Source organism: Rhodococcus marinonascens NBRC 14363, from assembly GCF_001894885.1.
GTDB classification, from domain to species: domain Bacteria; phylum Actinomycetota; class Actinomycetes; order Mycobacteriales; family Mycobacteriaceae; genus Rhodococcus_F; species Rhodococcus_F marinonascens.
Genome location: NZ_BCXB01000035.1, coordinates 1 through 25,130, shown reverse-complemented (window position 1 = coordinate 25,130; position 25,130 = coordinate 1). Strand labels below are relative to the sequence as shown.

Genomic DNA, 25,130 nt, shown 5'->3' with positions numbered 1-25,130 from the left:
GATCAGGCTTTCGCTGCCGTGTCGATCGCGGTCGCCAGTTCTGCCGGCCGCGACCACATCGGCCAGTGGCCGGTCGGCAGATCGATGTACTCGACCTCGGCGATCTGCGTGAGTTCGGCGGCCATAGGGTGACCCGAGCGGGCCATCTCCTGGATGATCTGAGATGGGAAGCTGGTGCAGATCACGGTGGTCGGTACGTCCAGGCGCTGACTGTCCACGAGCTCGAGCTTCTCCCTGACCGGCCCTGCCGGCATGGGAACCGCCCGGCGGCGGAACGTCTCGAGCTGGACCTCGTCCAGCCCGTCGAGGCTACTGCCTGCGGCCTCGAGTTCGGACCACGACGGAAGCTGGATCTCGGTGGCCGACGGATCGAGATCCTCGCGGAGCGCTGCGCCGTTTTGCAGTGGTCCCGAGTCGACGTAGACGATCCGGGCCAGTCGTTCGGGCACCCGGTCGCCGGCCGCATACACCACCGGTCCGGCACCGCTGTGTGCGATGACGATCGCACGCTCCGACGGCGGTGTCGCTGCGACCGCGTCGACAGTCGCGGAGATGTGGTGCTCCAGACGTATGTTGCTGCGATCGGTATCTACCGAGTCGAGTCCGGGCAGAGTCACCGTCGTGACGTGATATCCGCGGCCGGCCAGGTCGGATGCCACCGATTCCCAGGCCCACGCGCCGAGCCAGAATCCCGGAATGAGAATGATGTGAGTGGCTGTGCTGTTTCGAGTTTCACTTGTCGTGTCATGGGACAGTTTCACTTGTCGTGTCATGGGATCAAGAGTGACCCGACAACGGTGACATCTGCGTGTCACCGTCTTTGTAACAGTCGCATAACGGAATTCGCAACCCTGAATCGAGACCTGGCCGCAGCGTTTGGGAGACTGCCTCATGGACCGCCCAGCCCGTCTCCACGCCCTGACCGAAGAACTGCGCCGCGCAGGGGACCGAGGCCGGACCGCGGCGCAGTTGGCAGCGCAGTTCGAAGTGACCACGCGCACGATCAAGCGGGACATCGCCGTACTGCAGTCTTCCGGCGCCGCGATCTGGGCCAACGCCGGCCCGGGTGGGGGCTACGGGGTCATCGGCAGCAGTACCCTTCCGCCGGTCAACTTCACTCCAGCGCAAGCGGTTTCGGTGGCATTGGCGTTGACTGCGTGCCATGAGGCACCGTTCGCAGCGGACGGTCGTGCAGCGCTCGGCAAGCTGCTGGACGTGATGGACGACGAGTCGAGAGCTCGTGTGGACAAGCTCGGGACGCGGGTGTGGATCCGCCGCGAGATCGATCGCGAGAGCGCCGAACCGCGCATCCGTCGGGTGATCGAAGAGGGGTTGGAACGTGAACTGGCGGTGTCATTGCGATACGTGGATCGGGAGGGTGCGCGGACCGAACGGCTCGTCGAGCCGCACATTCTTGCCCACACCGGCGATACGTGGTTTCTTGTCGCGTGGTGTCTGACCCGAGCAGGGGCGCGGTGGTTCCGGCTCGACCGGGTCACCGACGCCATTCTCACTCATCAGTCGTTCGTGCCGCGCGACCCGGATCTGTTCGGCGAGCCACCCCCGGACGCACGGTCCGTGTTCGGCAGGTGAGCTGGACCGCAATCTCAGGACTCGTCCGCACAGGACGAGGTCCGCGCAGCCTTGTTCCTGTCAGACTCCCCGGTCAGTGCACCGGGCCGGTGTACTTCTCGCCGGGGCCCATGCCGGGCTCGTCCGGATACGGCGACGCTTCGCGGAACGCCCGTTGCAGAGACTGGAGACCTTCACGGATCGGGCCGGCGTGCGGGCCGAGGTACTCGAGGGACGCGGTCACGAGGCCGGCCAGAGCGGTGATGACACGACGGGCCTCGTCGAGGTCGAGGTGCGGGCTGGACTCGGGTTGGGGGTCGGAGAGGCCGAGCTTTTCGGCGGCCGAACTCATGAGCATGACCGCGGCGCGGCTGATGACCTCGACGGCGGGAACGTCGGCGAGTTCCCGGACGTCGGTATTCTGGTCATCGCCGGTGAGTGCGCCGCCGTCCGGGGCGTCTTCGAAGTTCTCCTGCATGCCCTAGAGGATTCCATCAGGGTCCGGCGACACGACGCCCCGGTATCGATTAGCTCGCAAAGTGCGCCAATGCTACTCTTGACACTACGACCGCCTTCGGATTTCTCGGGGGCAGCAAGTGGAGTCCGACTCCCACCTCTGCGCGGCAGGTGAAACTGCAGTTCAGCGGTCCGGTCGCTCGTTTCAGAGGTTCTTGGTTGGGATCTTGATTCGAGTTCCTCGAGTGTGGGGAGATGAGGGATCGGCGTCAGCCGTGAGTTCGTCTGATCGGTCGACATCGGGCCCCGCATGGTGAATTCGTTCACTGCGGGGCTTTTTTGTTGGGACCCGGGCGTACGGGCTGCTGGCGGTCTCGAGACCAGACCGTTCAACCTAGGAGGCCCCATCAGCACTGATACCCGCATCAACGATCGCATCCGAGTTCCCGAGGTTCGTCTCGTCGGGCCCGGCGGTGAACAGGTTGGCATCGTGCGTGTTGAAGATGCACTCCGCTTGGCCCTCGAGGCCGATCTCGACTTGGTCGAGGTGGCCCCCGACGCTCGCCCGCCGGTCTGCAAGATCATGGACTACGGCAAGTTCAAGTACGAGGCCGCGCAGAAGGCTCGTGAGTCGCGTAAGAACCAGCAGCTCACGGTCATCAAGGAGCAGAAGCTCCGCCCCAAGATCGACGATCATGACTACGAGACCAAAAAGCGCAACGTCGTTCGCTTCCTCGAGGCCGGATCCAAGGTCAAGGTCACGATCATGTTCCGCGGTCGCGAGCAGTCGCGTCCGGAGCTCGGATTCCGACTGCTGCAGCGTCTTGGTGCGGATGTCGCGGACCTCGGGTTCGTGGAGACGTCCGCGAAGCAGGATGGTCGAAACATGACGATGGTGCTGGCTCCGCACAAGGGAGCGAAGACTCGTGTCAAGGCGCAGGAAAGTGCCGCTGCGCCCCCCGCGCAACGCGCAACCCCCGCACCGACCCCGGCGACAACTACGGCGCCGTCGAGCGAGAGCGCGCCCGGCGAAGCACCGACCAGCTAGCCCGAATACACCAGCACGACCCGGATACGGAAGAACTGAGGACTCCATGCCCAAGTCGAAGACCCACAGCGGCACCGCGAAGCGATTCAAGGTGTCTGGTAGCGGAAAGATCCTGCGCCAGAAGGCCGGTCGCCGCCACCTGCTCGAGCACAAGGCCACGAAGGTAACCCGTCGCCTCGATGGTGTGACTGTCGTGAGCAAGGCCGACACTCCTCGCGTCAAGCGCCTGCTCGGCATCTGAGTCGACACCCCTTTATTGACCACCCGGGGCGGGTTACCGCCCCAAGATTGACAGGATTTTTCAGTGGCACGCGTAAAGAGGGCTGTAAACGCCCAGAAGAAGCGTCGTTCGATTCTCGAAGCCTCCAGCGGCTACCGCGGACAGCGCTCGCGCCTGTACCGCAAGGCCAAGGAACAGCAGCTCCACTCACTGACTTACGCCTACCGTGACCGCCGTGCGCGCAAAGGTGACTTCCGCAAGCTCTGGATCACCCGCATCAACGCCGCGGCACGGGCGAACGACATCACGTACAACCGATTGATCCAGGGTCTGCGTCTGGCCGAGATCGAGGTCGACCGCAAGAACCTCGCCGAGTTGGCCGTCTCTGACGCCGAAGCGTTTGCCGGCCTGGTCGCGCTCGCGAAGGCTGCGCTGCCGGCTGACGTGAACGCTCCGGTCGGAGAAGCAGCCTGAGTCTCACACCCCGGCGTGTCGAAGATCGGAAACGACCCGTGGACCCGCTCACCGAGCGCACCCCACGGGTCGTTTCTGCTGTCAAGCTGCTGAGGACTTCCGAACGCCGTAGGGTCGGACGGTTCCTGGTGGAGGGGGAGAACTCGGTTGCCGAGGCTCTCGATACCCGGCCCGTGCACGACCTCTTCTACACCGAGGACGCGGAGCGGCGGTACGCTCGGCTGATCGACCGGGCGCATGCCGCAGGTGTTCGCACGTCGCTGGCAACGGATCGAGCCATCCGGGGACTCAGTGACACCGTCACCCCTGCGGGCCTCGTTGCGGTCTGCGATCTTCTCGACGTCCCTCTGGTAGAAGTGGTCGGTCGCGATGCGCAACTGCTCGCGGTCCCCGTCGCGGTCGCGGAACCGGGGAATGCGGGAACTGTAATCCGGGTTGCGGACGCGGTGGGTGCTGACGCTGCCATTCTCGCGGGCGACAGCGTCGATCCACACAACGGCAAGTGCGTTCGCGCCTCGGCAGGGAGTCTCTTCCACCTTCCCGTGGTACGTGAACGAGACACGGCGGCGGTGCTCGACAACATCAGCGCGGCCGGAATCCAATTGCTCGCCACCGCGGCAGACGGTGAAGTCGACCTGGACGACGCCGACGAATTGCTGCTGCGGCCGACGGCCTGGCTGTTCGGGAACGAGGCTCACGGTCTCGACTCGGCCACGGTGGCACGGGCCGACCACCGGGTTCGGATTCCGATTCACGGTCGGGCCGAGAGCTTCAACCTGGCCACGGCGGCGTCCATCTGCTTGTACTCGAGCGCGAGGGTCCAGAACCGCAGGCGGACCGACAACTGACGAGGCGAAAAGCGGATCGCCTAGGATTTGGGGCGAGCTGTTTCGGTTTCGTCGAGATTGCTGACTGAACGAACTTTAAGGAGTGGCACCGGTCGTGGCCAAAAATGAGAGCGCTGCCTCCACCGAGGTCGAAGGCGGCACGGTCGACGCGAATGCGCTCACCGAACATGCGCTGACTGCGGCGGCCGAATGTGCTGAGAAGGCGTTCGCTTCGGCGAACGATCTCGACGAGTTGGCGCAGGCCAAGGTCGAGCATCTGGGCGACAAGTCGCCGATCGCGCTGGCACGCCGCGGACTCGGCGCACTTCCCGGAAAAGACAGGGCCGAGGTGGGTAAGCGCGTGAATGTCGCCCGCACCCGGATCAGCGAAACCTTCGACGAGCGACGGACTGTGCTGCTGGCCGAACGGGACGCCGCGGTCCTGGTCGCCGAAGCCATCGACGTGACGTTGCCGTCGCAGCGTCAGCCTGCCGGCGCCCGTCACCCGATCAGCATCATCTCCGAGCAGGTCGCGGACGTGTTCGTTGGGATGGGCTGGGAGGTCGCCGAGGGGCCCGAGGTCGAAACCGAGCACTTCAACTTCGACGCCCTCAACTTCCTGCCCGATCACCCCGCGCGAACGATGCAGGACACGTTCCATATTGCGCCCGACGGTTCGCGGCAGGTTCTGCGTACGCACACGTCGCCGGTCCAGGTGCGCACCATGCTCTCGCGTGAACTGCCGATCTACGTGGTGTGCCCCGGACGGACGTTCCGGACCGACGAACTCGACGCGACACACACCCCCGTCTTCTCACAGGTGGAGGGACTCGCAGTCGACCAGGGCCTGACCATGGCCCACCTGCGTGGCACACTCGACGCATTCGCCCGCGCATTGTTCGGCCCCGAGACCCGCACCAGGATGCGCCCGAACTACTTCCCGTTCACAGAGCCGTCCGCCGAGGTGGATGTCTGGTTCCCGGACAAGAAGGGTGGCGCAGGCTGGGTCGAGTGGGGCGGGTGCGGAATGATCAACCCGAACGTGCTGCGCGCCTGCGGAATCGACCCCGAGGTTTACAACGGGTTCGCATTCGGTATGGGGCTCGAGCGCACACTGCAGTTCCGCAACGGAATCCCCGACATGCGCGACATCGTCGAGGGCGACGTGCGGTTCACGCTGCCCTTCGGCGTTCAGGGCTGACCGGCGTCGCCCGAATCCCGCCCACCAACCAGTCACGACATCTTGACGAACGAGAGAGCTGAGCAGACGTGCGAGTAGCGCAATCCTGGCTGACCGAGATCCTGCAGCGTGCCACCCCTGGCTGGGATGTCACCGCCGAGGAATTGGATGCGGGCTTCGTCCGGGTCGGGCTCGAGGTAGAGGAAGTCGATCGACTCGAGTCCGTCGACGGCCCGCTCGTCGTGGGCAAGGTTCTCGAGATCGCCGAGCTCACCGAGTTCAAGAAGCCGATCCGCTTCTGCAAGGTCGATGTCGGGGCCGCCGCGGCGCAGGGGATCGTCTGCGGTGCTCGCAACTTCACCGAAGGTGACCTCGTGGTGGTCGCGCTTCCGGGAGCGGTCCTTCCCGGCGGTTTCACCATCGCCGCCCGCAAGACGTACGGCCAGGTCTCGGACGGAATGATCTGCTCGGTGGCCGAATTGGGTATCGGCAAGGACCACTCGGGCATCCTCGTCCTCGAGCCGGGCACCGCGCTGCCGGGCGCTGACGCGAACGAGCTGATGGGACTGCACGACACCGTCATCGAACTGAATATTACCCCGGACCGCGGCTACTGCTTCTCGGTGCGCGGCCTCACGCGGGAGTTGGCGTGCGGATTCGACCTCGAGTTCGCGGATCCTGCGGTAGTGGCGCCGCTTCCCGCAGAGGGGGAGGCGTGGCCGATCCGGGTAGATCCCTCGTCGAATGCAACCCGATTCGTCGCCCGTCGGGTCACGGGTATCGATCCGAACGCGGTGAGTCCGTGGTGGCTGCAGCGCCGATTGCTGCTGTCGGGTGTCCGCCCGATCTCGCCAGCCGTCGACGTCACCAACTATGTTCTGCTCGAACTGGGCCAACCGCTGCACGCGTTCGATGCCGCCAAGATAAGCGGTGAACTCGTGGTGCGTCGCGCCGTGGCGGGGGAGAAGCTGACGACCCTCGACGAGACGGAGCGCGTCCTGGACCCAGAAGATGTCGTGATCGCAGACGATTCGGGTGTCGTCTCACTGGCCGGTGTCATGGGCGGCGCGTCCACCGAGGTCGGGTCTGGGAGCACGGACATCCTGCTCGAGGCGGCCACGTGGGACCCGCTCGCGGTATTCAGGACCGCGCGCAGGCACAAGCTGTCCAGCGAGGCCGGTAAGCGTTTCGAGCGAGTGGTCGACCCGGAACTCCCCGTAGCGGCGCTGGACCGGGCGGCGTCGCTGCTGGTGAGCATCGCGGGCGGGCGCATCGAGCCGGTCCTCACCGACATCGGTGAGGTAACTCCGCACGATCCGATCCACATGGACATCCACCTTCCCGACCGCGTCGCCGGAGTCGACTACCCCAACGGCACCGCCGCTCGCCGACTGACGCAGATCGGGTGCAACGTCGAGGTCGGGGTGAGTGACAGTGGTCAGGGGCAACTCGTGGCCACCCCGCCCTCCTGGCGACCCGACCTCGTGCAGCCGGCCGATCTGGTGGAGGAGGTTCTGCGGCTCGAGGGTCTCGAACAGATTCCGTCGGTGCTGCCCGCCGCACCCGCGGGTCGCGGGCTGACGCCAGCTCAGCGTCGCAAGCGCTCCGTGGGCCGGGCCCTGGCGTTCTCGGGATACGTCGAGATCCTGCCCCCCGTCTTCCTGCCGTCCGCGGTGTTCGACACCTGGGGCCTTGACCCCGAGGATCCGCGCCGGAAGACCAGCAAGGTACTCAACCCTCTCGAGTCGGATCGCCCGGAACTGGCTACCACTTTGCTGCCCGGACTTCTCGAGGTCCTCGCCCGCAACAGTTCTCGCGGCCAACGCGACCTGTCGCTGTTCGGGATCGCGCAGGTCGTGCTTCCAGGTGCCGACACCAAGCCAGTCGACGCGCTCCCGGTGGATCGGCGCCCGACCGACGAGCAGATCGCGGCGCTTCTGCAGTCGCTGCCGCCCCAGCCCGTGCACGTGGCGGCGGTACTCACCGGTCAGCGGGAGTTGAGCGGACCATGGGGCTCGGGTCGCGCCGCGGACGCCACTGATGCATTCACGGCAGCCCGTACGATCGCGGCGGCGGCCGGAGTCGAATTAGACATCCGACCCACGCAGTACCTGCCGTGGCATCCGGGCCGCGGGGCAGAACTTCTCGTGGACGGCGTCGTCGTCGGACACGCAGGCGAATTGCATCCGACGATGCTCGAACGTGCCGGACTGCCCCCACGGACGTGTGCCGTGGAGATCGACCTGGACGCGCTCCCGCTCGTGGAGAACTTGCCCGCACCGACGGTCTCGCCCTTCCCTGCAGTGCTCCAGGATGTGGCGGTCGTGGTCGACGCCGCCGTACCCGCGGCCGACGTACAAGCGGCGTTGCAGTCGGGTGGCGGCGCACTTCTCGAGGACATCCGGTTGTTCGACGTGTTCGAAGGCGAACAGGTCGGTCAGGGCCGGAAGTCGCTGGCGTTCGCGCTTCGATTCCGCGGCCCCGATCGCACGCTGACCGAGGACGAGGCCAGTGCCGCCCGCGATGCAGCGGTCGCCGCCGCATCTGCCGCTGTCGGTGCCGAACTGCGCAGCTGACCCGTAACCTTGGGGGGAGAGTCCGAGGCTAGGAGCGGTGTGATGAGTGAAGTGCGCGATGTCACGGCGGCGGCCGGCAAATTGACCGACGCCGAATTCCTCGAGGTGGTGCGCGCTGTCGCGGCAGGTCGTCCGGGCCTCGGCGTGCTCCTCGCAGCGGTCGATGTCGGCGCTGCCATTCCAGCAGCCGCGGACGTTGGCGCGATTCCGGCGGAGGATCCCGTGACAGCCGAGGTCGTACCTCCCATCGAACCCGGCATGCCCGCCCCCGACTACTCGTCGGGCGGTATCGCCGCGCCCGACTACACGTCGGAGGGTGTTCCGACGTTCGATAGTGTGCGCGATCGGATAGAGGGACGCTCCGCGACTGCTATCGGCTCCTCGGAACTCGCGCACGAAAGCGTGTCGGGTAAGTCGCTGGACGAGCGGTGGGAAGCGCGGGAGAAGGCGGGGAAGGCCAAACTCGAGGAGATTCGGCGGTCACTGGGCAAACAGTGACTACCCGATCCGCGGGTCCACGGTACCCCGGTGTGCATTAGCTTGCATGATGATGCATAATAACTCGCATGACTGAGCAATCGGGAGAGCCGATCAGGATTGCCGTCGCCGGCGCAAGCGGATACGCCGGTGGTGAAGTGCTGCGTCTGCTGCTGGGGCACCCCTCGTACGCGGACGGTTCACTCGTCATCGGCGCGCTCACTGCCGGCGGCAACGCCGGATCGACCCTGGGCTCGCATCATCCGCATCTTCTTCCGCTCTCCGACCGAATTCTCGAAGACACCACCGCCGAGACGCTCACCGGACATGACGTCGTGTTCCTTGGTCTGCCGCACGGCAATTCGGCGCAGTACGCGAAAGCACTGCCCGAGTCCTCGCTCATCATCGACTGTGGCGCCGACTTTCGGCTCACGAACGCGGAAGACTGGGAGCGGTACTACAAGAGTCCACATGCGGGCAGTTGGCCTTACGGACTCCCGGAACTCCCCGGCGCCCGCGAAAAGCTGGCCGGAGCCACTCGCATCGCGGTTCCCGGGTGTTTCCCGACGGTCTCGAGCCTGGCGATGGCCCCCGCGATCGCGGCTGGTGTGGTCGAGCCTCGGGTCACTATCGTCGCCGTCACCGGAGCCTCGGGCGCGGGACGCGCACCCAGAGCCGATCTGCTCGGCTCCGAGGTGATGGGCTCGGTCCGTGCCTATGGTGTCGGAGGCGTCCACCGTCATACCCCGGAGATCATCCAGAACCTCTCCGAACTGGCCGGTGAACGAGTCACGGTATCGTTCACACCCGTGCTCGCCCCGATGCCGCGTGGCATTCTGGCCACGTGCACAGCCGTCACCACGGCGACCGAAGCCGAGGTGCGGGCAATCTACGAAAAGGCCTACGCGGAGGAGCCGTTCGTGCACGTGCTGCCCGAGGGTGTGCTGCCGCAGACAGGGGCCGTGATTGGATCGAACGCGGTCCAGATTGCGGTGACGGTCGATGCGGAGGCCGGCCAGATCGTCGTCGTCGCGGCGATCGACAATCTCACGAAGGGAACGGCCGGGGGCGCGCTGCAATCGATGAACCTTGCACTTGGGCTACCCGAGACTGCAGGTCTCTCGACCGTGGGAGTTGCCCCATGAGCAGTAACAGCACGAGCGATACGCGCCCGGCGCGGGAAGTCGCCGGCGGGAAGCTGATTCGCAGCCAGGGAGTCTCCGGTCCCGCGGGTTTCCGGGCGTCCGGGGTCAAGGCAGGAATCAGGGCCAACGGCAACGCAGATCTGGCGGTTGTGCTCAACGAGGGGCCCGATCTCACGGCCGCCGGCGTCTTCACCACCAACAAGGTGAAGGCTGCCCCGGTGCTGTGGTCGCAACAGGTGCTCACCACGGGCCGATTGCGTGCTGTGGTGCTCAATTCGGGTGGGGCCAACGCCTGTACGGGTGCCGCCGGATTCCAGGACGCCCACAAAACCGCCGAGGAAGTCGCGTCGGCGCTGAGTAACTGGGGAACCGAGACCGGGGCCGTCGAGGTTGCCGTCTGCTCCACCGGTCTGATCGGCGATCGGCTGCCCATGGACAAACTGCTGCCCGGTGTCACCGAGGCCGTTCACGAACTCGCGGGCGGCATCTCCGGCGGGACGGACGCCGCGTACGCGATCATGACTACGGACACGGTTCCGAAACAGGCCGCCCTTCATCACGCGGACAAGTGGAACGTGGGCGGAATGGCGAAGGGTGCAGGCATGCTCGCACCAGCGCTCGCCACCATGTTGTGCGTGGTCACGACCGACGCGGTCGCGACCGCTGCGCAACTCGATGCCGCGCTGCGCGCGGCCGCTCGGGTCACATTCGATCGACTCGATGTCGACGGTGCGACATCGACCAACGACACGGTGTTGCTGCTGTCGTCCGGCGCGAGCAACGTCACTCCCACGCAGGACCAACTCGACGCTGCCGTGGCCGCCGTCTGCGACGATCTCGCCGATCAGATGATGGCCGATGCGGAAGGCGTGACGAAGAGGGTGTGGGTCACGGTTCGTGGCGCGGCCAGCGAAGACGACGCACTCATCGGTGCACGGACCGTCGCCCGCGACAGCCTGGTCAAGACTGCGCTCTTCGGCTCCGATCCCAACTGGGGTCGCGTGTTGGCTGCCATCGGTGTCGCGCCGATCGACTTGGATCCGAACACGATCGCCGTGTCGTTCAACGGCGCCCCCGTCTGCGTCGATGGTGTCGGCGCACCCGGTGCGCGTGAGGTGGACCTGAGCGGAATCGACATCGCCCTCGACATCGATCTCGGTGTGGGCGAACACGCGGTCACCATCCGGACCACCGACCTTTCGCACGCGTACGTAGAAGAGAATTCGGCGTACTCGACATGACACTCGAGGGAATCACCGATCACGAGAAGGCTCACGTCCTCGCGGAGGCCCTGCCTTGGCTGCAGCAGTTCCGCGACAAGGTCGTTGTCGTGAAGTACGGCGGCAACGCCATGATCGACGACACGTTGAAGGCGGCGTTCGCTGCCGACATGGCATTTCTGCGGACGGTCGGAATTCACCCGGTCGTCGTGCACGGCGGCGGCCCGCAGATCACCACCATGCTCGGAAGGCTCGGCATGACAGGCGAATTCAAGGGCGGCTTCCGCGTCACCACACCGGAGGTGATGGAGGTGGTCCGGATGGTCCTGTTCGGTCAGGTCGGTCGTGAACTGGTCGGATTGATCAATGCGCACGGTCCCTACGCCGTCGGGATCTCCGGTGAGGACGCTCACCTGTTCACCGCCACCAAGCGGACGGTGATCGTCGAGGGACGACCGGCCGACATCGGTCTCGTCGGCGACGTGACCACCGTGAACCCGGAGGCAGTCCTGGACCTGATCCGTGCCGGTCGAATTCCCGTGGTCTCCACCATCGCACCCGACTCGGACGGCGTGGTGCACAACATCAACGCGGATACCGCCGCCGCTGCGCTCGCCGAGGCCATCGACGCCGAGAAGCTGGTGGTCCTCACCGATGTAGAAGGGCTTTACACCAACTGGCCCGACCGTGATTCGCTGGCCACCGAGATCGATACCGCAGCCCTCGCGCAACTGCTACCGAGTCTCGACGCGGGCATGGTGCCCAAGATGGAGGCCTGCCTGCGGGCGGTCCGTGGAGGTGTGCCCACCGCGCATGTCATCGACGGCCGCGTCCCGCATTCCGTCCTCCTCGAACTGTTCACCGGCAAGGGCATCGGCACCATGGTTACGCCCTCCCGGACTTCTGCACCGACGCACACTTCACCTACCGAGGGAGTTGTCTCATGACCGGAACCCCGGAACTCCAGCAACGCTGGTCTGGCGCTGTGATGAACACGTACGGCGTTCCCCGGGTGGCGCTCGCACGCGGTCGGGGTGCAGTCCTGACAGACGCCGACGGCAAGGAGTACGTGGACTTCCTCGCCGGTATCGCCGTAAACATCCTCGGACACGCGCACCCGGCGATCATCGAGGCGGTCACTACTCAACTTTCGACGCTCGGACACGTGTCGAACCTTTACGCCAGCGAGCCGGCGATCGAGTTGGCCGAGATGTTGCTCTCCCACCTGGGTGCGCCCGGGCGGGTTTTCCTCTGTAACTCCGGCACCGAGGCCAACGAAGCGGCGTTTAAGCTTGCGCGGGCTACGGGCCGATCGAAGATCATCGCGGCGGAGAACTCCTTCCACGGCCGGACGATGGGTGCTCTCGCGCTCACTGGACAGGCCGCGAAGCGAGCGCCCTTCGAGCCGATGCCTCCGGGGGTCGAGCACGTGCGGTACGGCGATCTGGACGCTCTCGACCGCGCCGTCGATGCGGATACCGCGGCCGTCTTCTTGGAGCCGATCATGGGCGAGAGCGGCGTCGTCGTTCCGCCGGAGGGCTACCTCGCCGGTGCACGGAAGATCACCGCGGACCGCGGTGCACTGCTCGTGCTCGACGAGGTCCAGACCGGCATCGGCCGAACGGGCTGGTTCTACGCGCACCAGGCTTGCGGGATAGTCCCCGACGTCATGACCCTCGCGAAGGGACTCGGCGGCGGAATGCCGATCGGTGCCTGCATCGCCACCGGCGCGGCGGCGGATCTGCTCGGTCCGGGCAAGCACGGCACCACATTCGGCGGGAACCCCGTATGCGCGGCGGCGGCGCTAGCCGTGTTGCGGACAATCGCCCGGGACGACCTGATCTCCCGCGCAAGCAAGCTCGGCAAAACACTGTCCGCCGGAATCGAAGGTCTCGGACACCCGTTGGTCGACCACGTGCGCGGTGCCGGACTGCTGCTGGGGGTGGTCCTGACCCAGGATGTGGCTCCCGCAGTGGAGAACTCCGCGCGCGAGGCCGGATATCTGGTCAACGCCGCGCAACCGGGCGTCGTGCGATTGGCTCCGCCCCTGATCCTGACAGACGATCAGGCCGAAGGTTTCGTCGCGGCGCTGCCCGCGATTCTCGAAAACGCGCAATCGGCCGCTCAGCCGGGAAAGCAGTGACTACCGTGGTGAAACACTTTCTCCGGGACGATGACCTTACCCCCGCGCAGCAGGCGGAGGTCCTCGAACTCGCGGCCAGGTTGAAGAAGGATCCGTTCGCTGAACGGCCCCTCGAGGGTCCCCGAGGTGTGGGGGTGATCTTCGAGAAGAATTCGACGCGTACGCGTTTCTCCTTCGAGATGGGCATTGCGCAACTCGGCGGTCACGCGGTCGTGGTCGACGGGCGCAGCACCCAACTCGGCCGTGAGGAGACGCTGCAGGACACGGGCCGAGTCCTGTCCCGGTACGTCGACGCCGTCGTGTGGCGCACATTCGGGCAGAAGAGGCTCGAGGCGATGGCATCGGGTTCCGACGTCCCGATCGTGAACGCGTTGTCGGACGAGTTCCACCCGTGCCAGGTGCTCGCTGACCTCCAGACTCTCGCCGAGCGGAAGGGTTCACTCATGGGTCTGAAGCTCACCTACCTCGGCGACGGTGCCAACAACATGGCGCACTCCCTGATGCTCGGCGGCGTGACCGCTGGCGTCGATGTCACCATAGCGAGCCCCGACGGTTTCGCACCCTTGCCGTGGGTGGTCGAGGCGGCCCAGGCGCGGGCCGTCGAGACTGGCGCCACCATTACCCTCACCACTGACCCGGAGTCGGCTGTTGTGAGCGCGGACGCTCTTGTGACGGATACGTGGACTTCGATGGGGCAGGAGAATGACGGACTCGACCGCGTCGGCCCGTTCCGCCCGTTCCAGATCAGCGAGGCACTGCTCGCGAAGGCCGACTCTGATGCGGTGGTCCTGCACTGCCTTCCTGCCCACCGCGGCGAGGAGATCACCGACGCGGTGCTCGACGGACCTCAGAGCGTCGTCTGGGACGAAGCGGAGAACCGTCTCCATGCGCAGAAGGCGCTACTTGTGTGGCTGCTCGCGCAGCGAACTGCGGAACGTCCGTGAATACCGCTCAGCCGCAGCGCCCCGCCAACGCCGCCCAGTCGCAGCGCGCCGCCAACGCCGCGACGGCACCGACGCGCGCCGGACGGCAGGCGCGGATCGTCGAGATCCTGTCGAACAACCCCGTGCGCAGCCAGACGGAACTTGCGACACTGCTCGCTGCCGAGGGCATCGACGCCACCCAGGCCACTCTGTCGCGCGACCTCGAAGAACTTGGCGCCGTGAAGCTTAGGGCCGCAGACGGCGGCGCCGGGGTGTACATGGTGCCCGAGGACGGGAATCCCGTCCGCGGCGTGTCCGGCGGGACGGACCGGCTTTCGCGGTTGCTGGGGGAGTTGCTGGTGTCGACGGATGCCAGCGGGAACTTGGCCGTGCTGCGAACTCCTCCGGGGGCGGCGCACTACCTGGCGAGTGCACTCGATCGGGCATCATTACATGACGTCGTGGGAACAATCGCCGGGGATGACACCATTTTCGTGGTGGCCCGTGAGCCGCTGGGCGGGGCGGAACTCGCGGCCAAGATCGAACTCCTCGCCTGACAACTTCAATCGTCTCTACAGATAGTCAACCTAAGGAGCACAAGGACCATGGCCGATCGCGTCGTACTCGCCTACTCGGGCGGGCTGGACACCTCAGTCGCCATCAGCTGGATCGGTAAGGAAACGGGCAATGAAGTCGTTGCCGTCGCCATCGATCTCGGCCAGGGCGGCGAGGACATGGAGGTTGTGCGTCAGCGTGCACTCGACTGCGGTGCGGTTGAATCGGTCGTAGTGGATGCGCGCGACGAGTTTGCCGACGAATATTGCCTGCCGACCATTCAGGCGAACGCCCTATACATGGACCGCTACCCGCTCGTGTCGGCCATCAGCCGCCCTCTGATCGTCAAGCACCTGGTCGAGGCCGCCCGCGCTTACGCTGGCACCACGGTCGCGCACGGCTGCACCGGTAAGGGTAACGACCAGGTCCGCTTCGAGGTTGGTTTCGCATCGCTGGCTCCCGACCTCGACGTGATCGCACCGGTCCGCGACTACGCCTGGACCCGGGAGAAGGCCATTGCGTTCGCCGAAGAGAACCAGATCCCGATCAGCGTCTCCAAGAAGTCACCGTTCTCGATCGACCAAAACGTCTGGGGCCGAGCGGTAGAGACCGGATTCCTCGAGGATCTGTGGAACGCGCCGACCAAGGATGTTTACGACTACACACAGGATCCGACCGTCAACTGGCAGGCTCCGGACGAGTTGGTCGTCAGCTTCGAGGCCGGCCGACCCGTCGCGATCGATGGCCGGCCGGTTTCGGTCCTCGAGGCCATCCAGGAACTCAACCGCCGCGCCGGCGCTCAGGGCGTCGGTCGCCTGGACGTCGTCGAGGATCGTCTCGTCGGCATCAAGAGTCGTGAGATCTACGAAGCTCCCGGCGCCATGGTCCTGATCAACGCCCACCAGGAACTCGAGCACGTTACGCAGGAACGTGAGCTTGGTCGCTACAAGCGCCAGACCGAACAGCGATGGAGCGAACTGGTTTACGACGGCCTCTGGTTCTCCCCGCTCAAGGTCGCGCTGGACAAGTTCATCGAGAAGACGCAGGAACGGGTCTCCGGTGACATCCGCCTCGTTCTGCACGGCGGGGCGATTATCGTCAACGGCCGCCGCAGCAACCAGTCCCTGTACGACTTCAACCTGGCCACCTACGACGAGGGCGACACGTTCGACCAGTCCTACGCCAAGGGGTTCGTGCAGATCCACGGACTGTCCTCCAAGGTCGCGGCAAAGCGCGATCTGGGCCTTTAGCGATGAGTGAGCACGGCACCAACGAAGGTGCGCCGATGTCCGGCGGGACCGTCGCGGGGGCACTGTGGGGCGGCCGATTCGCGTCCGGACCGGCCGCCGCCATGGCAGCGCTGAGTAAGTCCACCCACTTCGACTGGGTGCTGGCCCCGTACGATGTGCGCGCGTCTCGGGCACACGCTCGGGTGCTGCACACGGCAGGTCTGCTCGGTGACAAAGATTTGGCGACGATGCTCGACGGTCTCGACGCGCTCGCAGCTGACATCGCGAGCAGAGATTTCGCCCCGAGCGAATCCGACGAGGACGTGCACGGGGCACTCGAACGGGGACTGATCGACCGGGTCGGTCCCGAGGTAGGGGGACGGCTGCGGGCGGGGCGTTCGCGCAACGACCAGGTTGCGACGCTGTTCCGGATGTGGCTTCGAGATGCCGTCCGCCGCGTGGCCGCCGGTGTCCTCGATGTCGTCGACGCGCTTGTGGCGCAGGCCGGTGCACACCCCTCCGCGGTGATGCCGGGAAAGACGCACCTGCAGGCCGCGCAGCCCGTTCTGTTGGCGCATCATCTGTTGGCGCACGCGCATCCGCTGCTTCGTGACGTCCAGCGGTTGCAGGACTTCGACGTGCGAGCGGCCGTGTCGCCGTACGGTTCCGGAGCGTTGGCCGGGTCGTCTCTGGGGCTCGACCCCGAGGCCATCGCCTCCGAGCTCGCGTTTGATTCCTCCGCGGAGAATTCGATCGACGCCACCTCGTCACGGGATTTTGCGGCAGAGGCGGCATTCGTCCTCGCAATGATCGGAGTGGACCTGTCACGGATGGCCGAGGAGGTCATCCTCTGGAGCACTCCGGAGTTCGGCTACATCACGCTCGCTGACGCCTGGTCCACCGGCTCCTCAATCATGCCGCAAAAAAAGAATCCAGATGTGTCCGAGTTGACGCGCGGGAAGTCCGGTCGGCTGATCGGTAACCTGACCGGGCTGTTGGCCACGTTGAAGGCGCAGCCGCTCGCGTACAACCGGGATCTGCAGGAGGACAAAGAGCCGGTCTTCGATTCGGTGGCCCAGCTCGAACTGTTGTTGCCCGCGATCACCGGGCTGGTCTCCACGCTCGAATTCCACACGGACCGAATGGCAGCACTGGCACCGGCGGGCTTTACGCTGGCTACGGACATCGCCGAATGGTTGGTGCGTCAGGGTGTTCCGTTCCGGGTCGCGCATGAGGCGGCGGGGGCGTGCGTCCGCGTTGCCGAAGCGCGTGGTGCCGGACTCGAGGATCTGACCGACGACGAACTCGCAGCGGTAAACCCGGCTCTTACTCCGGCCGTGCGGGAGGTGCTCACCGTCGAAGGCTCGATCGCCTCGCGCGATGCCCGGGGCGGTACGGCCGGTATCCGTGTGGCCGAACAACTCGGCGGGGTCTGTCGGCTGTCGGAGTCGCTGCGCCATTGGTGTCGTGGAGCAGACTCGGGCGCCCCTCGGTGAGTGTCGTGTGACGCAGTAATGTGAGGGCGGGTTGCAGTAAGACGTTCGTGAGAACTCGAGAGGCTTTGGGGGGAATATTCGTGGGATCGGCTACCGAATCGGTGATGGGCACCATCCGTCGCGTGGTGGCGACGGCACAAAACGGGTTGGAGGTCGTTCGTCTCGGCGGGCTCGAGACGGGCCTCACGACATCGCCGTTCGAGGTGGTCGAGCGGTCGCCCATGTATCGGCTCCGGCGGTACTTTCCCGATACCGACGCCGCCGAGGCGGGACCCCCGATCGTTCTCGTCCCACCGATGATGATGTCCGCGGACGTCTACGACGTGACGCGGGATCAGGGTGCTGTCGGCATCCTGCACGATATGGGCATCGACCCGTGGGTCGTCGACTTCGGCTCCCCAGATTCCGAAGTGGGCGGCTGGGATCGCAATCTCGCCGATCACGTGATCGCCATCAGTGAGATCATCGACCAGGTTCGTACCCACACTGGCCGCGACGTCCATCTCTCCGGATATTCGCAGGGCGGGATGTTCGCCTACCAGGCGGCGGCGTACCGCCGCAGTCGCAACATCGCGAGCCTGGTCACATTCGGGAGCCCGGTCGACACGCTCGCCGGACTCCCGTTCGGCATCCCCGCCGGATTCGCCTCCGATGCGGCCGATTTCCTCGCGGATCACGTCTTCAACCGACTTGCGGTGTCGGGTTGGATGGCGCGCACGGGTTTTCAACTCCTCGACCCGGTCAAGACTCTCAAATCGAGGGTCGACTTCCTCCGGCAACTCCACGATCGAGAGGCCTTGCTCCCGCGGGAACAGCAACGGCGATTCCTCGCGTCCGACGGTTGGGTGGCGTGGTCCGGCCCGGCGGTCGCGGAGTTGCTCAAGCAATTCATCGCGCACAACCGGATGATGACCGGCGGGTTCGTGATCAAGGACCAGGTGGTGTCGCTCGCGGAACTGACCTGCCCCGTCGTTGCGTTCGTCGGTGAGGTCGACGACATCGGGCAACCGGCGGCGGTCCGTGGCATACGCCGCGCAGCTCCACGCGCGAGGGTCTTCGAATCTACCCTGCGAGCAGGACACTTCGGACTCGTCGTCGGCTCTTCTGCGGCAATCCACACGTGGCCCACAGCCGGACAGTGGGTGCTGTGGAACGAGGGGCTCGGTGCGCGGCCCTCCAATGTCTCGCTGATGCGCTACGAACAGAATTTGGGCCGCGAATCCGGCGTCTCCATAAGTGATCGCGTAATTCACACCGTTGCGTCGGTCGCCGAGGTCGGGGTCGGTGTGGGCAAGGGGATCAGCGATTTCGCGTCGGGCGCGCTGCGAGGAACAGTGGAACTGTCTGGCGAAGCGACCCGGGCGCTGCCCCGACTGGCTCGGCTGGATCAGATTCAGCCCCATACTCAGATTTCCTTGAGCCGGTTGCTGGCCGAGCAGCGCAGGAAGGCACCAAACGGGGAATGCTTCCTGTTCGACAACTGCGTTCATACCTACGAGGCGGTGAACCAGCGGATCGACAACGTGGTTCGTGGACTGATCCAGTCCGGTGTTCGCCCCGCAGCTCGCGTCGGCGTCGTGATGCACACGCGCCCCAGCGCGCTCGTCGCGATCGCCGCTCTGTCCCGTCTCGGTGCCGTGGCAGTTCTGCTGCCGCCGGGACGGGAAGTCCGCACTGTCCTTCGCCGCAACGGCGTCGAACGCATCGTGACCGACCCGGAGAATCTCGACTCCGTGATCACGACCGGCATGCAGATCCTCGTACTGGGCGGCGGCGACCTGCGTAGCCTCGCGGTGGACCCGTCGGCCGATGTCGTGGATCTCGAGCAGATCGATCCCGACGCGGTATCACTTCCGGGCTGGTACAGGCCCGATTCCGGTGTCGCCCGCGAGTTGGCGTTCATTATCTGCAGTGAGTCCAATGGGCACTGGGAGATGAAGCGGATTACCAACTACCGGTGGGCGTTGTCTGCGTTCGGAACGGCCTCGGCTGCCGATCTCGACCGCGGTGACACCGTGTATTGCCTGGCTCCTCTGCATCATTCGTCGAGTCTGCTCGCCGCGATCGGTGGGGCCCTGGCGGGTGGCTCCAGGCTCGCACTCACACGCGGCCTCGACCCCGAGCGGTTCGACGAAGAGGTTCACCGCTACGGCGTGACTGTGGTCAGTTACACGTGGACGATGATGCGTGAAATCATCGACGTCGACAGCATCGCACTCGACGGGAGTCATCCTGTCAGGCTCTTCATCGGCTCAGGAATGCCACAGGGATTGTGGCGCCGCACAACCGAACGATTTTCGCCGGCGAAGGTCCTCGAGTTCTACGCATCCACGGAGGGTGATGTCGTTCTCGCGAATGTCGCCGGCGTGAAGGTTGGGGCCAAGGGGCGCCCGCTTCCAGGCAGCGCGGAAGTACGACTCGCCGGTTTCGATCCGACCACCGGTCGACTGCTCGAGGACGAGCAGGGGTTTATCAAGGAATGCCCCGATGAAGAGGTCGGATTGCTTCTCGGCAGAGCGGGCGTTCACGCCGAGGTGTCGGGTGGTGCGATCCGCGGGATCTTCGCCGCAGGCGATGCGTGGATCCCGACGGATTACCTCTTCCGCCGAGATGCGGACGGTGACTACTGGTTGGTCGATCACAAGAAGACCGTGATCGCGACGCCGCGGGGGCCCGTTTTCACGCAGCCGATCGTGGATGCCCTGGTGTCCCTCGGCCGGGTCGATCTGGCGGTGGCCTACGGGGTGGAGGTCGGGGGCGTGGCGTTGGCTGTGGCCGCGTTCACCCTGCTTGACGGGCGTGTGCCGCGGGTGGCGGAGATCTCCGATGCTCTGGGCGTGCTTCCACTCGAGTTGCGTCCCGACATCGTTCACGTGGTGGCGGACATCCCGTTGGGATCCTCGTACCGCCCGTGTGCCGAGGGCTTGCGAGCAGGCGGGCTGCCGAAGCCGGGAACCCGAGTGTGGTATCTGGATCGGGTCTCGCGTCAGTACAAGCGGTTGACGAAGGCGGTGGCCGCCGATTTACGGGAGGTCTCAGCCGATGCAGGCCACAGCGCGGTAACCTGACACTGCTCAACTCGAACGATTGAAGAGGACTCCCGTGGAAATAGATGCGACGTTGCTCGACATTCTCGCGTGCCCGGAAGACAAGGGACCTCTGTTGCTGATCGAAGACGTGTTGCTCTACAACCCCCGACTGCGGCGGGCATATCCCATCGAAAACGGGATCCCTGTCCTCCTTATCGACGAGGCACGGGACGTGGGTGCGGAGGAGCATGAGTCGCTGCTCGGCCGGGTACAGGGAGAGTCCTGATCAATCGGGTAGCGGCCCGGTGAGGTAACGCTGCAGCGTCGGCCCGACGATCTCGATCAGATCTGCGAGCGATATCGACGCCAGCGGTTCGAATTCGAGAATGTACCTCGTCACGAGCACGCCGGCGAGTTGGGACGCCACTAGTTGGCTGCGGAGTTTCCCGGTCCCGGGCGGCTCATCGATTCGAGGTTCCAGATCTCGGAGCACGAACTCGAGAAGGAACGTGCGAATCAAATTCGGTTCGTTTCCCGCCAGTGCAGATCGGAACGCAGCTACCGCTGCGGACCTGTGCGGCGACTCCCACACGGAGAAGATGGCTCGGGCGAGATGTGCGCCGATCTCGTCCGTGGGGCGGTCGAGCACCGGCGCGATTACCTGTGTCGGATCGACGGGGATGTCTATCGATGCGATGAACAGCTGGCGTTTGGTCCCGAAGTAGTGGTGGACCAGTGCGGGGTCTACGCCCGCCGCGGTTGCAATCGACCGGACGCTGGTCTTGTCGAAGCCTTTCTGTGCGAACAATTCTCGCGCAATTGTCAGGATCCGCAACCGAGTGTCGGGGTTGCCGGGGCGGCGTCCGGTGCGGGGTCGATTGCTCGTTGCGTCATTTGCGAGGGAGTCGGTCACGGCGTGCGCCGTCTCAGAGTTGCGGCACCCAGCGACAATGCGAGAAGCGCGAAGCCGGCGACCACGGCCAAGTCGCGCCACATGATGGCCGTCACTCCGGGATGAGTGGCGACCTGTTGAATCGCTTCGACCGCGTAGCTGAGAGGGAGGACGTTGCTGATCCATTCGAGCCACGTGGGAAGCTGATCTCGCGGAACGAGCAGTCCGCACAGGAATAATTGCGGAATCACCACCACAGGCATGAACTGAACCGCCTGGAACTCGGTGCGTGCGAAGGCGCTGAACAGCAGGCCGAGGGCGACGCCGAGAACCGCATTCAGTGCAGCGATCACGATCACCCATTCGAAACCGCCTACGGTCTCGAGCCCGAGGAAGCCGAACGCGACCGCACATGCGAGCGCCGCTTGACCTGCCGCAGCAGTGGAAAATGCCGCCGCATACCCACCGAGGAGATCGAGTTTTCTCATCGGCGTTGTCAACAGACGCTCGAGTGTTCCGGACGTGCGCTCCCGTTGCATGGCGATGGAAGTGACCAGGAACATGACGGTGAACGGAAGGATGCCGAGCATCGTGATCGCGACGCGCGCGAACAAGGACTGCTGATCAGGTGGCGTCGGCACGTTCTGGTACAAGAAATACAGCAGCACCATCAGAAGGCTGGGAACGAGCATGATCATGGCGACGGTCCGGCGATCGGAGCGAAGTTGCGCGAGGATCCGGCCGGCGGTGGCGACAAAGATTTTGACGTTCATCAGTTCTCACTCCCTATGGGTGATGAGCGAATGAGGTTCAGGAAGGCCTCCTCGAGGCTTGCCTCCCCGGTTTGCTCCCGAAGTTCGTCGGGTGATACCTGCGCGAGTAGGTAGCCGTCGCGCATCAAGAGAAGCGATGTGCAGTGTTCGGCCTCGTCCATTACGTGGCTCGACACCAACAGGGTGGTGCCGCCGGCGGCGAGATCTTCGAACCGTTCCCAGAGTTCGACGCGCAGGAGTGGGTCGAGTCCGACCGTGGGCTCGTCGAGAACGAGAATCTCAGGTCGCGCCACCAGGGCGCAGGCGAGGGAGACCCGCCCGAGTTGCCCGCCAGACAGATCCGCCGCCTTCTGTCCCGCAAACCGTGTGAGCCCCACCGCGTCGATGGCTTCTGTGACTGCGCTCGACGGCTGACCATAGAGTGCGGCGAAGTAGGAGACGTTCTTCTTGACCGTGAGATCTGCGTACACGCTGGGTGACTGGGTGACGTAGCCGATGCGCCTCCGCAACGAGACCGAACCTGCGGGGGAGCCCAGCACGGAGACCGTCCCGGATTCGACGATCTGGGTGCCGACCACGCAGCGCATCAGGGTTGTCTTTCCGCACCCTGAGGGTCCGAGGACGCCAGTGACGGAACCGCTCTGCACCTGCATGTTGATGCCGTGCAGTACCTCGTTGTTGCCTCTTCGCACGTGTAGATCTCGAATGTCGATCGCTGGGCTGCGCATCGCGTGCCTCAATTCATCACTCGGTGAAGTCATTGTGTGGTGAATTATGCGACCGCCCGTGTGTCGGCGTCAACAGTCGTGGAGAATCGACACGTGACCACCGAACGACTTGCCGGGGCAGGACCGGTCGACGCCGCCAAGATCGTCCTCGGGTCCAGGTTGATCGTCGGCGACGTACGCATCCGCATCGTCGAAGTTGAGGCATACGGCGGGGAGCGAGACGGGCCGTGGCCCGATCCTGCGTCACACTCGTACCGGGGCAGGACACCTCGGAACGAGGTGATGTTCGGTCCGGCAGGTCACCTGTACGTCTACCGCAGTTACGGCGTGCACTATTGCATGAACATCTCGTGCGGACCTGTGGGGAACGCGGGAGGTGTGCTCCTGCGGGCGGGTGAAGTTCTCGACGGCGGTGCGACGGTTCAGTCCCGGCGGCCGAACGTCGCACGACGTGCCGATTGGGCGCGGGGCCCCGGCAATCTGGGTTCGGCCACCGGAGTCACCCTTGCTGAGAACGGCGTGGCGTTGTTCGGGGCTGATTCTCCTGTGCGATGCGAACTTGCCGCGGCCGGCAATTGGGTCAGTGGCCCGCGTGTCGGGGTCGGCGCTGCGGCCGACCGGCCGTGGCGCTTCTGGATTCCGGAGTCAGAGGCAGTCTCCACGTACCGCAGAAGCCCGCGTGCGAGGGTCGTCGAGTCGTGAATGGGATGATTGGAGGCGTGACTGAGAACATCATCGATGAATTGACCTGGCGCGGACTCATTGCGCAATCAACCGATCTGGACGCGCTGCGCCGGGACCTCGACGCCGGACCGGTCACGCTGTATGCCGGTTTCGACCCGACCGGACCGAGTCTGCATGCCGGCCATCTGGTGCCTCTGCTGGCCCTGAAGCGATTCCAGCGCGCGGGCAATCGCCCCATTGTGCTCGCGGGCGGGGCAACCGGGTTGATCGGTGATCCTCGCGACGTCGGTGAGCGCACGATGAACTCCGCCGATACTGTCGCCGAGTGGGCCGACCGGATCCGAGGACAACTCGAACGCTTCGTCGACTTCGACGACTCGCCGCGTGGGGCGGTTATCGAGAACAATATGAATTGGACCGGCAAGTTGTCGGCCATCGATTTCTTGCGTGACATCGGCAAACACTTTTCGGTCAACGTGATGCTTGCCAGGGACACCGTGAAGCGTCGCCTCGAAACCGACGGCATGTCCTACACAGAGTTCAGCTACATGTTGCTACAAGCCAACGACTACCTGCACCTGCGCCGAAATCACGGGTGCTCGCTACAGGTCGGCGGATCCGACCAGTGGGGCAACATCATCGCCGGTGTAGAGCTGAACCGACGCGTCGACGCCGAATCGGTACACGGACTCACCGTTCCCCTGGTCACCTCGGCGGATGGCAAGAAGTTCGGAAAGTCGACCGGGGGCGGAAGCCTGTGGCTCGACCCTGACATGACGAGTCCCTATGCCTGGTACCAGTACTTTGTGAACACCAGCGATACCGACGTGATCAAGTACCTGCGCTGGTTCACCTTCCTCTCGGCCGAGGAGATTGCGGAACTCGAGATCGCGACGGCGGAACGCCCGCACGCCCGCGAGTCCCAGCGGGCGCTAGCGGCAGAGATGACGACGCTCGTGCACGGTGAAGCCAACACCCGCGCTGTGGAGTTGGCGAGCCGGGCGCTGTTCGGTCGCGCTGAGTTGCAGGATCTGGACGAGCCAACGCTCGGCGCTGCGCTTCGTGAAGCGTCCGTCGCGGAACTGGCACCGGGGGAGGCCTCCAGCATCGTTGATCTGCTGGTGCTCAGCGGGCTGTGTGAGAGTAAGGGGGCAGCCCGGCGAGCCGTGAAGGAAGGTGGCGCTTCGATCAACAATCAGAAGATCGCCAGCGAGGACTGGACTCCCGGGTCTGCAGATCTCCTGCACGGAACGTGGCTGGTGATTCGTCGCGGAAAGCGCAACTTCGCCGGCATCAAAGTGCTCGCCAGCTAGCGTGCGGCGGGTCACACCGAAGTGGGCGCCCGAACCCGCTCGGTGTGTCCGCATGCAAGGTTGGCTGCCAGCGGATTTCATATATCGGAAGTGTGTGACCAGGCGATTTGGCTTTCCGTTTTTCGTGGCGTAACTTTGTTCAGGTCAGAGCGACACGGACACCGACTTCT

The 25,130-nt window shown here is 65.1% G+C and carries 25 protein-coding genes; 20 read left to right on the top strand and 5 right to left on the bottom strand.

The window, feature by feature from the left end; genetic code table 11:
- Positions 1–2: 2 nt before the first annotated feature.
- Positions 3–773: an alpha/beta fold hydrolase gene (locus tag RM2_RS19445; protein WP_072691175.1), complete on the bottom strand. Its 771-nt coding sequence runs from the start codon at positions 771–773 to the stop codon at positions 3–5.
- Between the two features lie 118 nt (positions 774–891).
- Here RM2_RS19445 and RM2_RS19440 point away from each other — a divergent pair, with 118 nt between their 5' ends.
- Positions 892–1,593, top strand: coding sequence for a helix-turn-helix transcriptional regulator (locus RM2_RS19440; protein WP_072691174.1), 702 nt, complete (start codon positions 892–894; stop codon positions 1,591–1,593).
- Positions 1,594–1,666: 73 nt separating this feature from the next.
- Here RM2_RS19440 and RM2_RS19435 read toward each other — a convergent pair whose 3' ends face one another.
- Positions 1,667–2,050, bottom strand: a complete 384-nt coding sequence (locus RM2_RS19435; RefSeq protein WP_072691173.1) for a DUF1844 domain-containing protein — start codon at positions 2,048–2,050, stop codon at positions 1,667–1,669.
- 288 nt (positions 2,051–2,338) lie between these two features.
- On the opposite strand from RM2_RS19435, the gene infC reads away from it, so the two are divergent.
- The 17 genes from infC to RM2_RS19350 all read left to right on the top strand — a co-directional run bounded on the left by infC (position 2,339) and on the right by RM2_RS19350 (position 20,856).
- On the top strand, positions 2,339–3,076 hold the full coding sequence (gene infC, locus RM2_RS19430) for a translation initiation factor IF-3 (RefSeq protein ID WP_373863362.1): 738 nt from the start codon (positions 2,339–2,341) through the stop codon (positions 3,074–3,076).
- Between the two features lie 46 nt (positions 3,077–3,122).
- On the top strand, positions 3,123–3,317 hold the full coding sequence (rpmI, locus tag RM2_RS19425) for a 50S ribosomal protein L35 (RefSeq protein WP_072691172.1): 195 nt from the start codon (positions 3,123–3,125) through the stop codon (positions 3,315–3,317).
- Positions 3,318–3,380: 63 nt separating this feature from the next.
- Positions 3,381–3,770 carry a 50S ribosomal protein L20 gene (gene rplT, locus RM2_RS19420; RefSeq protein ID WP_072691171.1) on the top strand — a complete coding sequence of 130 codons (390 nt, stop codon included), beginning with the start codon at positions 3,381–3,383 and terminating at the stop codon, positions 3,768–3,770.
- 38 nt (positions 3,771–3,808) lie between these two features.
- A complete protein-coding gene (locus RM2_RS19415; protein WP_072691170.1) occupies positions 3,809–4,618 on the top strand; it encodes a TrmH family RNA methyltransferase in 810 nt (269 codons plus the stop codon).
- A gap of 94 nt (positions 4,619–4,712) precedes the next feature.
- On the top strand, positions 4,713–5,798 hold the full coding sequence (pheS, locus tag RM2_RS19410) for a phenylalanine--tRNA ligase subunit alpha (RefSeq protein ID WP_072691186.1): 1,086 nt from the start codon (positions 4,713–4,715) through the stop codon (positions 5,796–5,798).
- Positions 5,799–5,866: 68 nt separating this feature from the next.
- Positions 5,867–8,353, top strand: coding sequence for a phenylalanine--tRNA ligase subunit beta (gene pheT / locus RM2_RS19405; RefSeq protein WP_072691169.1), 2,487 nt, complete (start codon positions 5,867–5,869; stop codon positions 8,351–8,353).
- 42 nt (positions 8,354–8,395) lie between these two features.
- On the top strand, positions 8,396–8,851 hold the full coding sequence (locus tag RM2_RS19400) for a hypothetical protein (protein ID WP_072691168.1): 456 nt from the start codon (positions 8,396–8,398) through the stop codon (positions 8,849–8,851).
- A gap of 68 nt (positions 8,852–8,919) precedes the next feature.
- A complete protein-coding gene (argC, locus tag RM2_RS19395; RefSeq protein WP_072691167.1) occupies positions 8,920–9,975 on the top strand; it encodes an N-acetyl-gamma-glutamyl-phosphate reductase in 1,056 nt (351 codons plus the stop codon).
- A complete protein-coding gene (argJ, locus tag RM2_RS19390) occupies positions 9,972–11,216 on the top strand; it encodes a bifunctional glutamate N-acetyltransferase/amino-acid acetyltransferase ArgJ (protein WP_072691166.1) in 1,245 nt (414 codons plus the stop codon). Before argC ends, argJ begins: the two co-directional genes overlap by 4 nt.
- Positions 11,213–12,142, top strand: coding sequence for an acetylglutamate kinase (argB, locus tag RM2_RS19385; protein WP_072691165.1), 930 nt, complete (start codon positions 11,213–11,215; stop codon positions 12,140–12,142). The genes argJ and argB overlap by 4 nt, the downstream gene beginning before the upstream one ends.
- A complete protein-coding gene (locus tag RM2_RS19380) occupies positions 12,139–13,338 on the top strand; it encodes an acetylornithine transaminase (protein WP_072691164.1) in 1,200 nt (399 codons plus the stop codon). The genes argB and RM2_RS19380 overlap by 4 nt, the downstream gene beginning before the upstream one ends.
- Positions 13,335–14,282, top strand: coding sequence for an ornithine carbamoyltransferase (gene argF / locus RM2_RS19375; RefSeq protein ID WP_072691163.1), 948 nt, complete (start codon positions 13,335–13,337; stop codon positions 14,280–14,282). The genes RM2_RS19380 and argF overlap by 4 nt, the downstream gene beginning before the upstream one ends.
- On the top strand, positions 14,279–14,818 hold the full coding sequence (locus RM2_RS19370; RefSeq protein WP_072691162.1) for an arginine repressor: 540 nt from the start codon (positions 14,279–14,281) through the stop codon (positions 14,816–14,818). The genes argF and RM2_RS19370 overlap by 4 nt, the downstream gene beginning before the upstream one ends.
- A 48-nt stretch (positions 14,819–14,866) precedes the next feature.
- Complete coding sequence (locus RM2_RS19365) at positions 14,867–16,066, top strand: argininosuccinate synthase (RefSeq protein WP_072691161.1); 1,200 nt, start codon at positions 14,867–14,869, stop codon at positions 16,064–16,066.
- 2 nt (positions 16,067–16,068) lie between these two features.
- Positions 16,069–17,541 (top strand): argininosuccinate lyase, encoded by a 1,473-nt coding sequence (gene argH, locus RM2_RS19360; protein WP_072691160.1) that lies wholly within the window; start codon positions 16,069–16,071, stop codon positions 17,539–17,541.
- 104 nt (positions 17,542–17,645) lie between these two features.
- Positions 17,646–20,609 carry an acyl-CoA synthetase gene (locus RM2_RS19355; RefSeq protein WP_072691185.1) on the top strand — a complete coding sequence of 988 codons (2,964 nt, stop codon included), beginning with the start codon at positions 17,646–17,648 and terminating at the stop codon, positions 20,607–20,609.
- Positions 20,610–20,643: 34 nt separating this feature from the next.
- Positions 20,644–20,856, top strand: coding sequence for a Trm112 family protein (locus tag RM2_RS19350; protein ID WP_072691159.1), 213 nt, complete (start codon positions 20,644–20,646; stop codon positions 20,854–20,856).
- Here the strand turns inward: RM2_RS19350 and RM2_RS19345 are convergent, their stop codons facing one another.
- The 3 genes from RM2_RS19345 to RM2_RS19335 are packed head-to-tail and all read right to left on the bottom strand — an operon-like array spanning position 20,857 to position 22,963.
- Complete coding sequence (locus tag RM2_RS19345; RefSeq protein ID WP_072691158.1) at positions 20,857–21,483, bottom strand: TetR/AcrR family transcriptional regulator; 627 nt, start codon at positions 21,481–21,483, stop codon at positions 20,857–20,859.
- Positions 21,480–22,235 (bottom strand): ABC transporter permease, encoded by a 756-nt coding sequence (locus RM2_RS19340; protein ID WP_072691157.1) that lies wholly within the window; start codon positions 22,233–22,235, stop codon positions 21,480–21,482. Before RM2_RS19340 ends, RM2_RS19345 begins: the two co-directional genes overlap by 4 nt.
- Entirely contained in the window at positions 22,235–22,963 is a 729-nt protein-coding gene (locus RM2_RS19335; RefSeq protein WP_245814046.1) for an ABC transporter ATP-binding protein, read from the bottom strand. Before RM2_RS19335 ends, RM2_RS19340 begins: the two co-directional genes overlap by 1 nt.
- A gap of 93 nt (positions 22,964–23,056) precedes the next feature.
- Between RM2_RS19335 and RM2_RS19330 the strand changes: the two genes are divergently transcribed.
- Together RM2_RS19330 and tyrS are read left to right on the top strand one after the other, a co-directional pair.
- Entirely contained in the window at positions 23,057–23,665 is a 609-nt protein-coding gene (locus tag RM2_RS19330; protein WP_174553878.1) for a DNA-3-methyladenine glycosylase, read from the top strand.
- Positions 23,666–23,682: 17 nt separating this feature from the next.
- Positions 23,683–24,960, top strand: a complete 1,278-nt coding sequence (tyrS, locus tag RM2_RS19325; RefSeq protein ID WP_072691183.1) for a tyrosine--tRNA ligase — start codon at positions 23,683–23,685, stop codon at positions 24,958–24,960.
- The last annotated feature ends 170 nt before the right edge of the window (positions 24,961–25,130 follow it).